General features: G+C 76.6%; 11 protein-coding genes. All 11 read left to right on the top strand.

Features of this window, described 5'->3' with window-relative positions:
* The first annotated feature begins 79 nt into the window (after positions 1-79).
* The 11 genes from ACFY7H_RS13385 (at position 80) to ACFY7H_RS13335 (ending at position 17,039) form a co-directional block, all read left to right on the top strand.
* Entirely contained in the window at positions 80-592 is a 513-nt protein-coding gene (locus ACFY7H_RS13385) for a MarR family winged helix-turn-helix transcriptional regulator (RefSeq protein ID WP_388937527.1), read from the top strand.
* A gap of 183 nt (positions 593-775) precedes the next feature.
* Entirely contained in the window at positions 776-2,278 is a 1,503-nt protein-coding gene (locus ACFY7H_RS13380) for an MFS transporter (protein WP_388937525.1), read from the top strand.
* 203 nt (positions 2,279-2,481) lie between these two features.
* A complete protein-coding gene (locus ACFY7H_RS13375; protein ID WP_388938112.1) occupies positions 2,482-3,342 on the top strand; it encodes a DUF4132 domain-containing protein in 861 nt (286 codons plus the stop codon).
* Positions 3,339-8,297 carry a DNA-binding protein gene (locus ACFY7H_RS13370; protein WP_388937524.1) on the top strand — a complete coding sequence of 1,653 codons (4,959 nt, stop codon included), beginning with the start codon at positions 3,339-3,341 and terminating at the stop codon, positions 8,295-8,297. Before ACFY7H_RS13375 ends, ACFY7H_RS13370 begins: the two co-directional genes overlap by 4 nt.
* A 187-nt stretch (positions 8,298-8,484) precedes the next feature.
* Positions 8,485-9,639 carry an AAA family ATPase gene (locus tag ACFY7H_RS13365; protein ID WP_388937523.1) on the top strand — a complete coding sequence of 385 codons (1,155 nt, stop codon included), beginning with the start codon at positions 8,485-8,487 and terminating at the stop codon, positions 9,637-9,639.
* Positions 9,636-13,139: a DUF5682 family protein gene (locus ACFY7H_RS13360; protein ID WP_388937522.1), complete on the top strand. Its 3,504-nt coding sequence runs from the start codon at positions 9,636-9,638 to the stop codon at positions 13,137-13,139. The genes ACFY7H_RS13365 and ACFY7H_RS13360 overlap by 4 nt, the downstream gene beginning before the upstream one ends.
* On the top strand, positions 13,136-14,992 hold the full coding sequence (locus ACFY7H_RS13355; RefSeq protein ID WP_388937521.1) for a hypothetical protein: 1,857 nt from the start codon (positions 13,136-13,138) through the stop codon (positions 14,990-14,992). The genes ACFY7H_RS13360 and ACFY7H_RS13355 overlap by 4 nt, the downstream gene beginning before the upstream one ends.
* Positions 14,993-15,183: 191 nt before the next feature.
* Positions 15,184-15,960 carry an HNH endonuclease family protein gene (locus ACFY7H_RS13350; protein WP_388937520.1) on the top strand — a complete coding sequence of 259 codons (777 nt, stop codon included), beginning with the start codon at positions 15,184-15,186 and terminating at the stop codon, positions 15,958-15,960.
* Positions 15,957-16,232: a hypothetical protein gene (locus tag ACFY7H_RS13345; protein ID WP_388937519.1), complete on the top strand. Its 276-nt coding sequence runs from the start codon at positions 15,957-15,959 to the stop codon at positions 16,230-16,232. Before ACFY7H_RS13350 ends, ACFY7H_RS13345 begins: the two co-directional genes overlap by 4 nt.
* A gap of 70 nt (positions 16,233-16,302) precedes the next feature.
* Entirely contained in the window at positions 16,303-16,509 is a 207-nt protein-coding gene (locus ACFY7H_RS13340; RefSeq protein WP_388937517.1) for a DUF5302 domain-containing protein, read from the top strand.
* A 119-nt stretch (positions 16,510-16,628) separates the two neighbouring features.
* Positions 16,629-17,039: a rodlin gene (locus tag ACFY7H_RS13335; protein WP_388937516.1), complete on the top strand. Its 411-nt coding sequence runs from the start codon at positions 16,629-16,631 to the stop codon at positions 17,037-17,039.
* Positions 17,040-17,133 lie beyond the last annotated feature (94 nt).

Genomic DNA, 17,133 nt, shown 5'->3' with positions numbered 1-17,133 from the left:
CCTCGGCCACAACTAGAGCACACAATTCAGTTGTGCACAACTCAATGGCCCGCAAGCAGCCTCCGGTACACTGGGGACCATGACCGAGCAGCCCGCCGACACCCACCGCGAACCCCTCCGCGACCAGGACTTCCTCCGCCTCGACGGACAGATCTGCTTCGCGCTGGGCGCCGCGAACCGCGCCTTCGGGGGGCTGTACCGGGTCGTCCTGAAGGACCTGGGCCTGACCTACCCCCAGTACCTGGTAATGCTGGTGCTCTGGGAGCACGGCACGATGCCGGTCAAGCAGCTCGGACAGCACCTGCGGCTCGACTCGGGCACGCTCTCGCCCCTGCTCAAGCGCCTGGAGGCGGCGGGTCTGATCCGGCGCGAACGCAGCGCGGAGGACGAGCGCTCCGTGCACGCGGTACTGACCGAGGAGGGCTCCGCCCTGCGCGAGCGGGCCGTGGAGGTCCCGCGCCGGATCGCGCGGGCGACCGGGTTCGAGCTCGGCGAGATCCGCGACCTCCAGCAACGCCTGGGCCGCCTCACGGCCGCCCTGGACGCCGCCGTGGAATCCGTCGACGCCGCCGGCGCGGCCCCCCGGGACTGACGGCCCGCCGGCCCGGCCTCCGGGCCCGGCCGCCCCACCGCCCGCGCCCACCCGGCGACCAAGATAGTTGACATTATCAACCTTTTACTTGACCACCTTAACTATCGCTGGCTACCTTCGTCGAAGTACTTGATGACATAAAACATCTGCGTCCTGAAGCACTTCAAGAAGGTCCCTCCCCTCATGAGCTCCGCCACATCCGCCCCCGCCGAAGCGGGGAACAGGAACGAGACGGTCATCGTCTTCGCCCTGAGCCTCGCCGCCATGGTCGTGTCGATGATGCAGACCCTGCCCGTACCGATCCTGGGCCTGATCCGCGACGACCTCGGCACGTCCACCGCCGGCGTCAGCTGGGTGACCACCGCCACCCTGCTCTCCGCCGCCGTCTTCACCCCGCTGCTGGGCCGCTTCGGCGACCAGCACGGCAAGAAGCCCACCCTGGTGGCCGTCCTCGGCGTGATGGTGGCCGGCTCCGTCATGGCCGCCCTGGCGACCTCCCTGCCCCTGCTGATCCTCGGCCGAGTGCTCCAAGGCGCCGCCACGGCGATCTTCCCGCTGGCCCTGTCCGTCCTGCGCGAGGAGGTCCGGCCGCAGAAGCTGCCGGGCGCCATGGCGCTGGTCAGCGGCACCCTCGCGTTCGGCAGCGGCCTGGCCCTGGTCGCCACCGGCCTGCTGACCTCCGGTGACGACGCCGACTACCGCAACGCCTTCTGGATGGCCACCGGGTTCGCCGCCCTGGCCCTGCTGGCCGTGGTGTTCCTGGTCCCCGCCACCCGGCACAAGACCGGCGGCCGCACCGACTTCCTCGGCGCGCTGACCCTCGGCGTCGCCCTGCTGCTGCTCCTGCTGGCCATCTCCCAGGGCCACGAGTGGGGCTGGTCCTCCGCCCGCACCCTGGGCGGCTTCGCCGGGGCGGCCGTGATGACCGCCGTCTGGGTCCTGGTCGAGCGCAAGGTCGCCGAGCCGCTCGTCGACATGAAGATGTTCGTCCACCGCCCGGTACTGATGGCCAACCTGGCCGGCATCCTCGTCGGCTTCGGCATGTTCGCGAACTTCCTGGGCGTCTCCTACCTCGTCCAGATGCCGGAGCGGCTCACCGGCTACGGCTTCGACGCGTCCATCCTGCGCGCCTCCGTCCAGTTCCTGCTGCCCGGCGCGATCGTCTCGCTGCTCGCCTCCCCCGTCGGCGGCCGGCTGGTGCGCCACCGCGGCCCCCGCCTCGCGCTCACCGTGGCCGCCGCGCTCGGCGCCGTCGGCTTCGGCTGGCTGGCGCTCGACCACGGCCACACCCTCTCGGTGATCGGCGCCGGCCTCGTCGTCGGCGCGGCCGTCAGCTTCGGCTACGCCGCCATGCCCGCCGTGATCATGTCCAGCGTCCCGCACCACCAGAGCGGCATCGCCAACGGCATCAACTCCATCTCCCGCTCCACGGGCAGCGCGATCGGCAGCGCCATCGTCACCACCATCCTGGCGTCGCAGACCGTCGAGCACCTGCCCGAGGGCGTCCCGCCGCTTCCGGCCGAGTCCGGATTCACCCTCACCTTCTGGATCGGGGCCGCCGCCTTCGCCCTGGTCGCGCTGATCAGCCGGCTCGGCCTGCGCTCCGGCCACGGCCCGCGCGTGGTGCGGACGGCCGCCCCGAGCCCCGCCCCGGCGAAGGTCCCGGACACCGCCGACGCGGCCTGACCCGCGTCACACTCCCCTCCGCTGCCCCCGGTCCGCGCGGACCGGGGGCAGCGGCACGTCCGGGAGCACCGCTGGGGAACCCCTCCCCCGCGCGTTGTCAGTGGCGCTCGCTACTCTCCCCGCATACCGCAGCTCAACAGGCGCTCGCGCCGCGATCCGGGCTGCGCAAGACCATTTTCGGACAGGTGGAGGGGCGCGCGCTGATGGGCTGGCTGGCGTTGGACGAGGGGTACGAGATCTCCCTCGTGGAGGGGCGGGTCGCGGTACGGCGGCCCGGGGGACGGCAGTTGAAGGCGCTGCCGAAGGCGCTGCGCGACCACCCCGAGGTGGACCGGCTGCGCCGGCTCGCCGAGTGGCTGGGCCGGCACGAGGCGGCCTGCGCGGCCCAGGTGGACACCTGGATGGTGTCCTCCCTGCCGGTGCCGACCGAGCTCCTCGCCCGGGTCTGGCCCGACGAGGCCTGGCAGGCCGCGCTGCGCGACCTGGCGGTCGTCCCCGACAACGACCCCGACGAGGTGGGCTTCCTGCGCGACGCCACCCCCGCCGGTGAGCTGAAGGTGGTCAACCTCGACGGCGAGACCGTACGCCTCTCCCCGCGCACGGTGACCCTGCCGCACCCGGTGCTGCTGCCCGACCTGGACGACGTACGGGAGTTCGCGGCCGAGCTGGACATCACCCAGCGGGTCGAGCAGATCCACCGGGCGACCTGGGAGAAGCCCGCGGACCCGGAACCGGCCGCGACCGAGGTGCACGACTACGCGGGCGGGGTCTTCCCCAGCCGGTTCAGCCTCGCCGCCCGCGCCACGAACCTCGGCTACCGGGTCTCCGGCGGCTACGCCACCTGCAAGGTGCGCGACTCCGGCCGGGCGATGGAGGCGGCCGTGTGGATCGGCGAGCCCTACTGGGACGACGAGTCGGCCACCGGGGCGCTGAACTGGCACGACGAGGAGGGCCGGGCGGTGCGCCTGGCCGAGGTCGGACCGGTGGCCTGGTCCGAGGGCATGCGGATGGCCGCGGCACTGTACGCCGGGCGCAGGATCGAAGAGGGCGGGGACGTAGCGTGAGCACCACCGACACCACGGGCACGGCCGGGAACGGCCCCCGCGACAGCGCCGGACTGCTGGCGGCGGGAGCCGTCCTGCCCGCCGGGACCACCGGGGCGGGCCCCTCGGCAGTCCCCCTCACCGCGCGGACGTACCGTCACCCGGCCCTGGGGGACGAGCGGGTCGTGGTGCGCCTGGCCGCGGCCGAGCTCGGTGCCGCCGAGGACCTCGCCGCGGGCTTCCTGGGCCTCGTACCGGACGGCGAGCCGCAGGTGGTCGGCCTCGGCCGGCGCCAGGCACTCGGCTTCCCCGAGTGGGTACTGGTGCACCACCCCGAGGACGGGCACCACGCGCTGGCCGTGGTCCCCGAACTGGACCGGCTGGCCCGGCAGGCCAAGACCAAGCCCAAGGCCGCCCTCGACGCCTGCACCGAGCTGGCCGACCGGCTCGCCGCCGCCGTCCCGCACTTCCTGCCCGTCTTCTACGAGCAGGCCGCGCGCCTCTTCCTCGCCGTGGACAACACCACCTACGCGGCGCAGCTGTTCGGGCGGGCCCGCACGAGCGAGGCCCGCTACGGCCTGGCCGTCGACGAGGACCGGCTCGACGCCGTCTTCCTGGAATTCGCCCTGGCCGGAGCCCTGCCCGTGAAGGTGCTCACCGGCTACGGCAAGGAGCTGGCCCAGCGGGTCTCCCCCGCCGAGGCCTTCGAGCGCTTCCGCCGTCTGTGCGTACGCCGCACCGCGGGCGGGCTCGCGCCGTCCGCTCAGGCCTCCGTCGAGCTGCGCAGGCTGGCCCGCGCCGCCGGACTGACCGGCAACGAGCCCGAGCAGGACTACCTCGCCGAGCTGCTGCCGCTGCCCGCCACCCTCCGGGCCGCGACCGGCTGGTGGAAGGCCCACCGCACGGCGCTCGTCGCGCTCGCCCAGCGCGTGCCCGCGGTACGGGGAACCCTGCTCGGCATCATGCCCTCCGGCGGGGGCGAAGCCGGGGAACTGGCCGCCCTGTGGCTGGAGGTGCTGGAGGAGTCCGGCGCCACCGCCGGCCTCGCGGGGGCGGACGTACCCGCCGAGGAACGCTGCGCCGACGGCACGGCCGGCTGGCTGGAGCGCTTCCACACCGCCCGCCACACCGGCTGGGGCACCCCGCCACCGCTCCCCGCCCTGCTGCCCCTGATCACCCGCTGCGCCGGCCGGCTGCGCGCCGAACTGGCCCTGCCGGGACGGGAGCAGGGCCTGCGCCTGGGCCTCCAGGACGTGAACCTGCTCGACCTGCTGCTCTCGCTCGGCCTGACCCTCGCCGGCCCCGGCCCGGACGAGGTGCTGGGCCTGGACGCCTGGGCCCGTTCGGCCGAGCAGCGCGACCTGCGGGCGCTCTGCGCCGACGAGCGGATGCGTCCGGCGTTCCACCGCACCCTGGAGCGCTTCAACACCCACGTCTCGGCAGGGCGGGAGACGCTGCGGCACCTCGCCGGGGCTCCCGGCAGCGCCCCGCTGGTCGCCGAGTGGGTCCGCGGGGTCGCCGCCCAGTCCTCGGCGGCGGCCCTGCCGGAGCTGCCCGAGGCGCTGCGCCGGCTCACCTGGCTGCCGTCCGAGGCACTGGCCCTCGCCCCCGAGGAGGTGTCCCGGGCCGCGTCCGTCGACCTGGGCGAGATCCTGTCCCGCACCCTGCGGGGCGGCCTGTTCGAGGAACTGGTCTGGCCGGCCTGGGAGACCGCCCTCAGCGAGCTGGCGCCCGGCCAGGGACGCACGCGGCTGACCGTGATGGACGCCTGGCCGTACGTCATCGTCGCGAACTCCACTCAGGTCCGGGTCATCGACGCGGACTCCACCGTGCTCACCCACGACCTGCGGATCCCGCCGGGCAACCGGTACAACCAGGGCTTCCACTACACCGACGGCGACCTTCTCGTCTTCTGGGCCTCTTACGACGGCCCGGTCCAGGGCTACTGGCTGAGCGCGCCCGACGACGTGCTCACCCTGGACTCCTCCGCCTCCTTCTGGTCGGTGCGGTCGGAGCACGTCAGCCTGCCGCTGCCCGGCGGCGGCCGCACCACCGGCGGCGCCGCACCGCTGCACGCGGGCGACAGCAGGCTCCCCGCCGAACGGGCCGTCATCACGGACGGGACCTCGTACTGGGTGTGGGACCAGGGAGGCCGCGCAGGCGACTGGGGCTGGGCCGAGTACGACCCGTCCACGGGCGGGCTGGGGCGGCGCTCCCTGCCGGGCTTCCTCGCCGACGCCCTGGAGGGCCACCCGAGCGGCAGCGTCCTGAACGACCACGTCGGCCAGAACTGGCTGCGGCCGACGCCCGCCGTCGAGGGCTCCGTCATGGGTGCGCCCGTCGACGGGCTGCTCGGCTGGCGCGTCGTGCACGTCCCGGGCGAGGGCTGGCACGGCTCCGACAACACCGGGCGCTCCGTCACCGTCCGCGAGGGCGGCCTCCTTCCGCGCGCGGCCGTCGCCTTCCCCGGCGACGACCGGCCGCGCGCCGTCTCCCAGGACTGGCGGACCCTGGCGCTCACCGACCCCGAGGGCGCCGTCACCTGCCGGGTCACCTCCGACCACAACGGCGGCCTCTTCTGGACCGGCCACGCCGAACTCCCCCGGCTCGCCTACTGGTACTGCCTGCGGCCCCGCGACCCGGAGGGCTCCGCCGCGCTGCGCGCGCTGGACGGGCGTCGTGCCGGGGAGCTGCTGGCGGCGGCCGCGCGGGCGGAGAAGCGTACGGAGCTGCCCGCGCTGGTCAGCGCGGCCCTGCCCGCCGTCACCGCGCCCGCGCTGCTCGGCGGGGTGGTCGACACCGTCCGCTCGGCGCTGACCCAGCGCCAGGCCCTGGACAGGATCGCGGCCGCGCTGAGGCCGGCCCCCGACGCGCGCCCGAAGGCGCTGGTGGACCGGGGCCCGGCCGACGGGCTGCTCGACCGTGCGCTGCACGGGCTGACGGGTTACCCGCATAACCGCTACCACGGCGCGGACTCCGACGGGACCTACCGCTTCCTGCGCGCGCTGGCCGAGGCCGTCCCCGACACCGCAGCCGAGGCGGTACCGGGCCGGCTGCACGTGGACATGCCGAGGCTGGCCCATTCCTCCTTGCCCTGGACCGGACTGTTCCTGGACGCGCCGGCGGCGGTCGCCTACCGCGCGGTCGTCACCGGTGACACCACCGAGGAGGAGCGGGCGGCGCTGCTGCGGGTCCTCGGCGAAGCGGACGCCCTGGGCCTCACCTCGGCCGAGGTGTCCGCCGGGCGCTGGCGGCGCCTGCGGGTGCGCATCGACACCGCACACCTGCTGGGTGCCGACGACCGCGAGCGCGGCCGGGGCAGCCGGCACCGCGCCGTGGTGCCGCTCGGCGGCGGCGCCGTGCTCGCCCTCGACGCGCAGACCCAGGAGTACACCAGGGGCCGCGAGTTCGACGCGCTGCTGCACGACCCGGCCGGCGCCTTCGCCGTGCCCGCCCCCTACACCGGGGCCGGAGCGGGCGGGCCGGTCGGCGACCGCGGGCGCGGCGCCGACTGGGCCGCCGCCTTCCTGAAGGAGGCGGCCGAGCGCGGCCCGGCACCCTGGTTCCCGGAGGCCGCCGAGGAGTTCGCGAGGCTCACCGGGGTACGCGCCGCCGTGGCCGGGCTGGTCCTCGCGGGCCTGCCGCACCTGGACTCGTACGAGCGCGGGTTCCTGCCCGCCGGGCTGCGCGAGACCCTCAAGGTGAAGGCCACCGACGCCGTGAACGCCCGTGACGAGCTCAAGGAGCTGGACGTGGACGTCCGGCGCGAGCTGGTCGCGGCGCTGCTGCCCGCCGACCCGGCGGCGCTGTGGACGCGGGGCCCGGACGCGGCGGCCGCCGCGCGGGTGTGGAACGAGCGCGTGGGCCGTCGTACCCCCGTGCCCGAGTGGCTGCTCGCCGAGGCCGTCAAGGAGGTGCGCGGCGGCGGCTGGGCCCCGCACCGGGCGCTGCCCGCGCTGCTCGACGCGGCGGCCTGCGAGGTGCTGAGCAAGGACGTCGCCTGGACGGTCAAGGGGGACCACGTGGAGCCCTGCACCCCGGTGGCCCAGCCCTTCGACTCGGGCGTGCTGACGGGGGCCGCGGCCCTGACGGCCTGGCTCGCGCACCGGCTGCCCGCCGGGCATCCGGTACGCGCCTGCCTGCCGCCGGCGCTGACCGCGCTGCGCCAGCGCCTCGCCTCCCCCGAACTGCTGCTCAGCGTCGGGCACTACATCCGGCTGCCCGACTTCCGCAAGGCGGCGGGCACCCCCACCGAGACCGGCGAGGGGTACGAGCGGTACGGCGCGGTGGTGCTCGCCACGCACGACACGCAGCCCCGGCCCGCGCTGCGGCCCGCCCTGCTGGACTCGACCGGGTCCGACCCGTACCTGCCGCTGCTGCGCGACGCCGACCAGCAGCCCTCCGCGGCCGAGACGGCGCTGCGCCTGGTCCAGGACCCGGCGTTCGCCGCGCTGCTCGCCGATCCGGGGACGCCGGTCGCGGGCGCCGTCGACAAGGACGGCACCTGGTGGCCGCAGGACCCCTCGCGCAGCGTGCCGGAGCTGGTGGCGGAGGTGTCCAGGGCGTACGGCCTGGGCGCGGACGCGGCCGCGCTGTACCTGGCGCTGCTGGCGATGCCCGACCCCACGGACCGCAACACGGCTCGCTGGACTGGCTGGAAGCCGGCCCGGATGAAGGCGGCCCGCGCCGAACTGGCCGCCACGGAGCTGGTGGTGCAGGCCACCCGCACCCGCGCCGGGCGCTCCCTGTTCCTGCCCGGCGGCTGGACCGAGCCGGGGGCACCGGTGCTGCCGGTGGAGACCTGGAAGCTGCCCCTGTACGCGGTGGCGGCGGGCGGTCGTCCGGTGCTGGGCGTGCTGGTGCCCGCCGAGCCGGCCGCGGAGCTGTACCGCCGGGCGTGGGGGCGGGTCCGCGAGGGCGACGTACCGCGCTTCGAGGAGCTGAAGGTGAAGCGCGCCGCCGGCCGCCGGCGCTGACCGGGCCCGTCCGGCCGGATCCGGTGGGGGTGCGCGGCAACGGCCGCCGCACCCCCACCGGGCCGCACCACCCCTTCGCCCTTCCCTCCCTCGCCCTTCCTTCCTTCGTTCCCGCTGCCTTCCTTCGTCCTTCCTCCTGCCTTCCCTTCCTTCCCGACCGCTTCCACGAACCAGAGGACCCGCACCGATGACCGTCACCGAACCGTCCGCGCCCGCCCGGCAGGCCATGCCCGCCGAGGAGCGCCACGCCGCCGAACTCGCCTTCCTCGCCGCCCAGGACACCGGCCCCCGCCCGCCCGGCTGGCTCCTCACCCCCCGCGCGGTGGTCACCTTCGTGTGCGGCAGCGACGGCGAGGAACTGGCCCTGCCCAAGCGGCGCGCCGGACTGCCGTCGAAGCGGGTGATCGCCCCCAAGTTCGTCGGGGAACGCGCCCTCGTGGAGCGGTGCGTGGTGACCCTGGCCGGGGAACGGGGGCTGCTGCTCACCGGTGAGCCGGGCACCGCCAAGTCGATGCTGTCCGAGCTGCTGTCGGCCGCCGTGTGCGGCACCAGCGAGCTCACCGTGCAGGGCACCGCCGGCACCACCGAGGACGCCTTCCGCTACGGGTGGAACTACGCGCTGCTCCTCGCCCAGGGCCCCACCCCGCAGGCCCTCGTGGACTCCCCCGTGCTCTCCGCGATGCGGACGGGCCGGGTGGCGCGGGTCGAGGAGATCACCCGCTGCCTGCCCGAGGTGCAGGACGCGCTCGTGTCGATCCTGTCCGACCGCCGGGTCAGCGTGCCGGAACTGACCGCCACCGAGGACGCGGTGGTTTCCGCCGCCCCCGGCTTCACGGTCATCGCCACCGCCAACCTGCGCGACCGCGGCGTCTCGGAGATGTCCGCCGCCCTCAAGCGGCGCTTCAACTTCGAGACCGTCGGCCCGATCGCCGACCCCGACGCCGAGGCCGCCCTCGTCCGGCGGCAGGCCGTCGCCGCCGTGGAACGCTCCGGCGCGGCCTTCGGGGTGGACGACTCCGTCCTCGACGCCCTCGTCACCGTCTTCCGGGACCTGCGCTCGGGGCGCAGCGCCGAGGGCTGGGACGTGGAGCGGCCCGGTACCGTCATGTCCACCGCCGAGGCCGTGCAGGTGGCCGCCTCGCTGGGGGTCGCGGCCGCGTACCTGCCGGGCGGTGACGTGCTGGACCTGCTGCCGGGACACCTGCTGGGCGTGGTGCGCAAGGACGACCCCGCCGACCACGGGCGGCTGCTGGGCTACTGGGACGGCCCGGTGCGCCGCCGGGCCGAGGACGGCTCCGCGATGTGGCGCCGCCTGTGGGACCTGCGCGGGAGCCTGCGTTGACGCTCACCGCCGAACCGCGGGCGGCGGTCGAGGAGCTGGCCGCGTGCCGCGCGCCGTACCTGCTCGGGGTACGCCACCACAGTCCCGCGCTGGCCGCGGTGGTCCCCGCGCTGCTGGAGGCGGCGGACCCCGAGGTGGTCTGCGTGGAGCTGCCCGCCGACTTCCAGCCGTGGCTGGCGCACCTGGCCGACCCGGAGACCCTCGCGCCGGTCGCGCTGGCGGGCCTGGGAGCCGAAGGGCGCCTGGCCTTCTACCCGTTCGCGGACTTCTCCCCCGAGCTGGCGGCGATCCGCTGGGCGCGCGGCCGGGGCGTGGAGGTCGTCTGCTGCGACCTGCCGCTGTCCGACCGGGGGTGGACCGCGCAGGCCCTGCCGTCGGCCCCCGGCCCGTCCGGGCTCCGGTCCTACGCCGGGGCGCTCGCCGCGTCGGGCACCGGACGCGAGGGCGACGACCTGTGGGACCGGGCCGTGGAGGTCCTGGCTCCGGGCTGTTCCGCGGAGGCCGTACGCCGCGCCGCGCTCGGCGTCGGCTGGGCGCTGCGTACGGACGCGGGCGACGTCCCCGCGGTGGACCTGGCGCGGGAGGCCCACATGCGGGGCGTGCTCGCCGGGTTCCCCGGCCGCCGGGTCGCCGCGGTGATCGGTGCCTTCCACGCCCCCGCCCTGGTCCCGGGTGCGGGCGGGGAGGCGGTGGCGGTCCCCGGTCCGGACACCGCCGGCGCCGCCGACGGCGGCGTCGTCACCTCGTTCGTGGCGTACTCCCACGACCTGCTCGACTCCCGCTCCGGCTACCCCGCCGGGATCCGGGACCCGCTGTGGCAGCAGGCCGTGTTCGAAGCGGGCGGGGACCCCGTGCGGCTGCGGGAGGCCGCGGCCGCCGCCGTCACCGGGCTGTGCCGGGAGCTGCGCCGCGCCGGGCACACCGCGGGCACCGGGGAGGCCGCCGAGACGCTGCGCCTGGCCTGCGACCTGGCGGTGCTGCGCGGGCTGCCCGCCCCCGGCCGGGGTGAGCTGCTGGAGGCCGTCACCACGGTGCTCGGGCAGGGCGAACCCCTGGGGCGGGGACGGGTGCTGGCCCGCGCCCTGGAGGCCGTGTTCGTCGGCACGGGCCGCGGCCGGACCACCCCGCACGCCCCCCGCTCCGGGCTCGGACCCTCCGTGGAGGCGGAACTGGCCGCGCTGCGGCTGCCGTGTCCCGAGGACCCGGAGCCGCGCGAGGTCCGCCTGGACCCGCTGCGCTCCGAGCTCGACGGCCGCCGCGAAGTGCTGCTGCGGCGGCTGCTGGTCTGCGGCGCCTCCTACGGGGAGCCCGTGGAGGTCGCCGCCACCGGCGACGGCACCGCCCTGGGGAGCAAGTGGCGGCTGTCCTGGACCCCGTCGGTCCCGGCCCGCCTCGACCTGGCGGGGGTCCGCGGCGTGAGCGCCGCCCAGGCGGCCGCCGGGACGCTGCGGGACACCGCGCGCCGCCAGGCGGTCGAAGGCGGCCCGACGGCCGCCCAGGTGCTGGCCGGGCTCGACGCCGCCGCGCGCTGCGACCTGCCCGAACTGGTCGGCGTACGGCTGGAGGAGATGGCGGCCGTACTGCCGGACACCGCCACCGTGCCCGAGCTCCTGGAGGCGGTCGACCTGCTGGAGGGGCTGCGCCGCGGCCACCTGCCCGGTGCCCCGGAGGGGGCGCGGGCCACGGCCGAGGAGCTGGTCGGCGACCTGCTGGACGCCGCGCTGCGGTCCCTGCCCGGCCTCGCCGGCAGCGACGACCCCGCCGACGCGGGCGCCCTGGTGGCCCTCGCCGACCGGGCCGCCGCCCGCCGGCTGGGGCTGCGCATGGACGCCGCCCTCGCCGAACTCGCCTCCGGGGCCGGTCCCTTGATGCGGGGTGCGGCCCTGGCCGTACGGGTCCTGCTCGATCTGGATCCGGCCGCCGGGCTCGGCTCCCGCGCCGCCGCCTGGGTGGACGGCGCGGCCACCGCCGACGGGCGGCGCGCGCTGGCCCGCCGGCTCGCCGGACTACTGACCGACGCCGGGCCGCTGCTCGGCGCCTCCCCGGCCGCCCTCACCCCGCTGCTGGACCGGGTGGACGCGCTGGCCGACGGTGCGTTCCTGGAGCGGCTGCCGGCGCTGCGGGCCGGGTTCGACGTGATGACCCCGGCCGCCCGGGAGCGGCTGCTGGACACGGTCACCGAGCGGCTCGGTGACCGGGTCGACCTGTCGCTGGACGCGCCGCCCGCGCTGCTGGCCCTGTGGGCGGCCGCCGACGCCGCCGGGCTGGCCGCGGTCAAAGAGCTGGCGCTGCCCGGGGTTCGGCCCGGCACGGCCTCCGTGACCCTCGCGGAGCCGGCCGCCGCGGCCGCGCCCGCGCCCGGCGGCCCGCCGCCGGACGGGCGGCGGCTGGCGCCCGCAGACCGGTGGCGCCTGCTGCTCGGCCGCCAGCGCGACCGGCTCCCGGCCGACGCGCGGCCCTTTGCCCGCGCGCTGGACGAGCTGTACGGCGCCGGGCGCGGGGAGGGTTCCGCGGACGTGGGCCGCCCAGGCTCCGGCGGCGGGGACGGGGCCTCCTTCCCGACCGCCCGGGAGTGGTCGGCGGAGCTGGAGTCCCTCTTCGGAGCCGACGTGCGCGAGGAGGTGCTGGCCGACGCGGCAGGGGCGGGCCGCACCGATGTGCTGGCCCAGCTCGACCCGGCGTCGGTGCGCCCGTCCGTGGAGCTGCTGACCTCGGTGCTGTCCCTGGCGGGCGGCATGTCCGAGGCGCACCTGGCCCGGCTGCGGCCGCTGGTGCGGCGGCTCGTCGACGAGTTGTCCAAGGAGCTGGCCACGCGGCTGCGCCCGGCCCTCACGGGCCTGGCCTCGCCGCGTCCGACCCGCCGTCCCGGCGGCCCGCTCGACCTGGCGCGCACCCTGCGGGCCAACCTGGCGCACACCCGGCGCCTGGACGACGGCCGGGTGGTGGTGGTCCCGGAGCGGCCCGTGTTCAGCACGCGGGCGTCGAAGGAGGCGGACTGGCGGCTGGTCCTGGTGGTGGACGTCTCCGGGTCGATGGAGGCGTCCGTGGTGTGGTCGGCGCTGACGGCCGCGGTGCTGGGCGGCGTCCCGACCCTGTCCACCCACTTCCTGGCCTTCTCCACCCAGGTAGTCGACCTCAGCGGCCGCGTCGAGGACCCCCTCTCGCTGCTGCTGGAGGTCCGGGTCGGCGGCGGTACGCACATCGCCGCGGGCCTCGCGCACGCCCGGAGCCTGATCACGGTGCCGAGCCGCACCCTGGTCGTCGTGGTCAGCGACTTCGAGGAGGGCGCCCCGCTCGGGGGTCTGCTCGCCGAGGTGCGCGCGCTGGCCGACTCCGGTGCCCATCTGCTGGGCTGCGCCGCGCTCGACGACTCGGGCGCGTCCCGGTATTCGGTGCCGGTCGCACGGCAGCTCGTCGCGGCCGGGATGCCGGTGGCCGCGCTCAGCCCTCTCGCCCTCGCCCGCTGGGTGGGCGACCGACTCCGTGGGGAGCCCCGATGACCAGCCCGCTGTTGCCGCCCGTCGCCGCCGAGGTGGTCGCGGACGCGGTGGAGAACCTGAGCGCCCGGCTGCGCAAGAAGCTGGACGCCGCGATCGAGGGCTGCGCGGCGGGCGCGGACACCGCGACCGATGGGAGTGTCACCGTCCGCTTCGGTGAGGACGCGGTGGTCACCCTGCGGCCGGGGCCGTCGGGGGCGGTCACGGAGCCCGGCCAGGCCGTGTGCGGCTGCCTGCTGGCCCCGCGCTGCCTGCACCGGGCGGCGGTCCTGGGGGCCGCCCCGCTGGCCGGTCCGCCCGCTGACGAACCGGCTGGGGAACCGGCCGGGGAGGAGGCCGGGTCCGCGGACGGGCGCCGCGACGAGGAGGCCGCCGCCCCGGGCCCCGCGGCCCGCGAGGTGCGCCCGGCGGACGGATCCCCGGCCGGCCCCGGTGCGGGAGGCGCGGGCGAACGGCCCACGGAGGCCCAGGTACGGGCCGGCGCCGCGCTGTGGGCCGTGTCGGCGGAGGCGCTCGCCGCCGGGGCCGGCGCGGCGGGCGCGGTGGTCCAGGCCGAACTGCTGCGGGCCGCGCACACCGCCCGGCTCGCCGGCCTGCCGCGCGCGGAGGCCGCCGCGCTGCGGGTGGTACGGGGACTGCGCGCCGCGCGGGAGCGCCACGCCGCCCAGCGGCTGACCGACCTGGCCGCCGCCTTCTCGGAACTGCTGCGCACCGCCGCGCTGCTGGCGTCCGGGACGGGCGGCCCCGGGCTGACCGGGGGCGGCCGGCGGGCCTACGGGGCCGGAGGCAGTCTGCGCGTCCACGGCCTGTGCCGGGAGCCCGTGCTGACCGCCACCGGCTACGGCGGTGTGGTCACCCACCTGCTGGGCGCGGACGGCGCCCGCTACACGCTGTCGGACGTCCGCCCCGGCGGGCTCGCCCGCGCCCGGGGAGCGGGGGCCGCCTCCGTGGCCCTGGGCGGAGCCGCCCTCGACCACGCGGGGCTGGCGCGCGCGGGTCTGCGCATCGCCGGGGCGTCGGTCTCCGCCGACGGGCGCCTCGGCGCCGGGAAGGGGGTCCGGGCGGTGCCGGCGCCCGGCGCGGCCTGGGACGAGGAGCCGCTGGCGTCGCTCTTCGCCCGCCCGGCGGCCGAGGCGGTACGGGAGCTGCTGTCGCAGGACGCCGAACCGGGCCTGCTGGGCTGCGACGTCCGGGTGGTCGGCGCGGCCGGGGAGCACCTGCTGGTGCGGGAGCCGCGCGCGGACGCGCCGCTGCTGCGGCTGCGCCCGGCCCATCCGCACCCGGAGCTGGCGCACACCGCCAACCTGCGCCGCCTGGCGGGGTGTCCGGGGCTGGCGGTACGCGTCCTGGGCCGGCCCGACCCGGACCGGGCCGCGACGCTCAGCCCGCTCGCGGTGGGGCCGGTGCCCGGGGAGGCGTACACGCTGCGGCTGCCGCCGGAGTGGCGCGACCGGGCCGACCTGGGCTACGACCGGCTCCAGGGCGGCCACTTCCCGGACGGCGAGGCCCCGGAGCCGGTGCTCCCCGGCGAGCCGGGGCCGGACGCGCTGGCCGCCTCGCCGCTCTGGCGGGTACGCCGGCTGCTGGAGACGGGGGTGGCCGGCGGGCGCCGGTCGGTCGCGGAGACCGCCCGGGGTCCGGAGCCGCTGGCGGCGTGCGCACCGTTGCGCCGGGCCGGCTTCGGGACGGCGGCCGACCTGGCGGCGGCCCTGGTGGCCGAGGCCGACCGCCGCCCCCGGGACGTGTTCGGCCGGCTCACCGAAGCCTCGTCCGAGGGCTACGCCCGGGCCTGGCTGGCGGCGGCCACCCACCTCGAGGCGGCGCGGCGTTCCCTGGTGACCGCCTCCTGGACCTGACCCGGGCTCCCGGCGGCCCGGCGGCGGCGGTCCCGTGCCGGGCGCCGGCACCGCCGTCGCTCCGCCTGCCGACGTACCGTCACCACCGTGCGCCACGGGGCGACGGGGAGCCGGTGCGTGGACGCTTGTCCGCTTTTGGGTAGTCTCCCCAGGTCGGTTGCGCGCGGTGTCGTCGGGGTAGGGGTGGGCTCATGGGTCGTCAGAGGGGTGCCGGCGGCGCGGCGGTGGCCGTGGCCTTGCTGCTCGGCGCGAGCGGGTGCGGCGGGCCGGGGGGTTCCGGAGACGGGAAACCGGCGGCGAGCATCAGCCCCTCGGCGGCGGCGCCGGCCCCGGCCTCCGCTTCCCCGTCCGTCCCGGCCCCCGCGCCCTCCGCCTCCGGCGGCGACGGTGACGCCAAGCCGGCTTCCGGGGACGTACTGCCGGGCATGGTCAGCGCGGCCGTCGCACGGACCCGGCTCGCCGCCCTGACCACCGGCAGGCCCGGCACGATGGCCGGGTACAGCCGGGACAGGTTCACGCACTGGGCCGAGCAGGGAGGCTCGTGCGACACCCGCGAGACCGTGCTCAAGCGGGACGGGACCGAGGTCACCCAGGACGCGCAGTGCCGGGCCGTGTCGGGCCGCTGGAAGAGCCTCTACGACGGCGTCGCCGTGAACGAGGCCGCGAAGCTGGACATCGACCACATGGTGCCGCTGGCGGAGGCCTGGCGGTCCGGCGCCTCCGGCTGGGACGCCGCGAAGCGCAAGGCCTTCGCCAACGACCTGACGCGCCCGCAGCTGCTGGCGGTCTCGGCCTCGTCCAACCGCTCCAAGGGCGACCAGAGTCCCGACCTGTGGCAGCCGCCGGACAAGTCGAGCTGGTGCCAGTACGGGCGGGCCTGGACCACCGTGAAGTCCCATTACGGTCTGACCGTCACCGACGCCGAGAGGACCATGCTCACCACCATGATCGACACCTGCGCCGCATGACCGCGCCCCGGCAGTGGCAGGACGACGTCCTCGCGGGCCCCGGTGGCGCGATGACCGATGAGGTCGGCGTCATCACGGGCCCGCTCACGCTGCGCACCACCGGCGGGCCGGACGGGCGGGTCCGCCTGGAGGTCCAGTACACGGACGCGGACGAGTGGTACACGCTCACCGGCAGCCCGGTGGCCCACGGCGACCCCCACGCCCTCCACACGGCCGCGCTGCGCGCGATCCGGGCCGGTGGCGGCGCCGTGGCACCGCCCGCACCGGCCTGACACCCCCTCGATGGCCCGCCGGCCGTCCGGCTGACACACTGGCGACCCGATCACTTCAGGAGGCAGGCAGATGGCCGACACAACGGACACCCCCGGCAACGACGCCCCGCGGGAGGAGTCCCCCGCCGAGGAGGCCAAGCGCAAGTTCCGCGAGGCCCTCGACCGCAACGCCGCGAACGCCCAGTCCCAGCAGTCCCACCAGAGCCGGGCGAAGGTGCAGGGCTCCAGCAGTGGGCCTGGCGGCAAGAACAAGAAGGTCCGCCGCAAGACCGGCTGACCAGGCGGCCCCGTGGATCCTTTGGGCCGCACGGGTGACGGGTGATAACCCGTCGGCCCGGCGGGAGTTGATCAGGTCGTTCCGCCGGGGACAGCACATGCGACAGAAGGATCCACACGATGCTCAAGAAGTTCATGGCCACCGCCGCGGTCACCGCCTCCGTCCTCGGGGCGGGCGCCCTCGCAGCCTCCCCGGCGATGGCGATCGGCAACGACAACGGGGTCAACACGGTCAACGGGAACAACGCCGCGCAGATCTACGGCAACCAGGAGACCTCCGGCCGTCTGAGCCCGCAGCTCTCCGCGGTCCAGGGCTCGCTGAACAAGCTCTGCATCGGCCTGCCGGCGAAGGTCAACGTCCAGTCGGTCCTCGCCCTGGTCAACGTCGGCGTCCAGGACATCAACGTCCTGGCCAACCCGCAGAACCAGCAGTGCGCCGAGAACTCCACCCAGGGCAAGGGCGACGATTCCCTCTCGCACATCGCGGAGAACATCCCGGTCCTGTCCGGCAACCTCTCGGCCGGCAGCTGACCCGGCGCCCCCGGAGCGGGGGGGGGGGGGGGGCGGCCCCCCCCCCCCCCCCCGCCCCCCCCCCCCGCCCCCCCCACGGGCACGACCGAGACCC

It is taken from the genome of Streptomyces sp. NPDC012794 (assembly GCF_042901085.1).
Lineage (GTDB): Bacteria > Actinomycetota > Actinomycetes > Streptomycetales > Streptomycetaceae > Streptomyces.
Note: the sequence above shows the minus strand (reverse complement) of the source record. Positions and strands in the feature narration are given on the sequence as shown.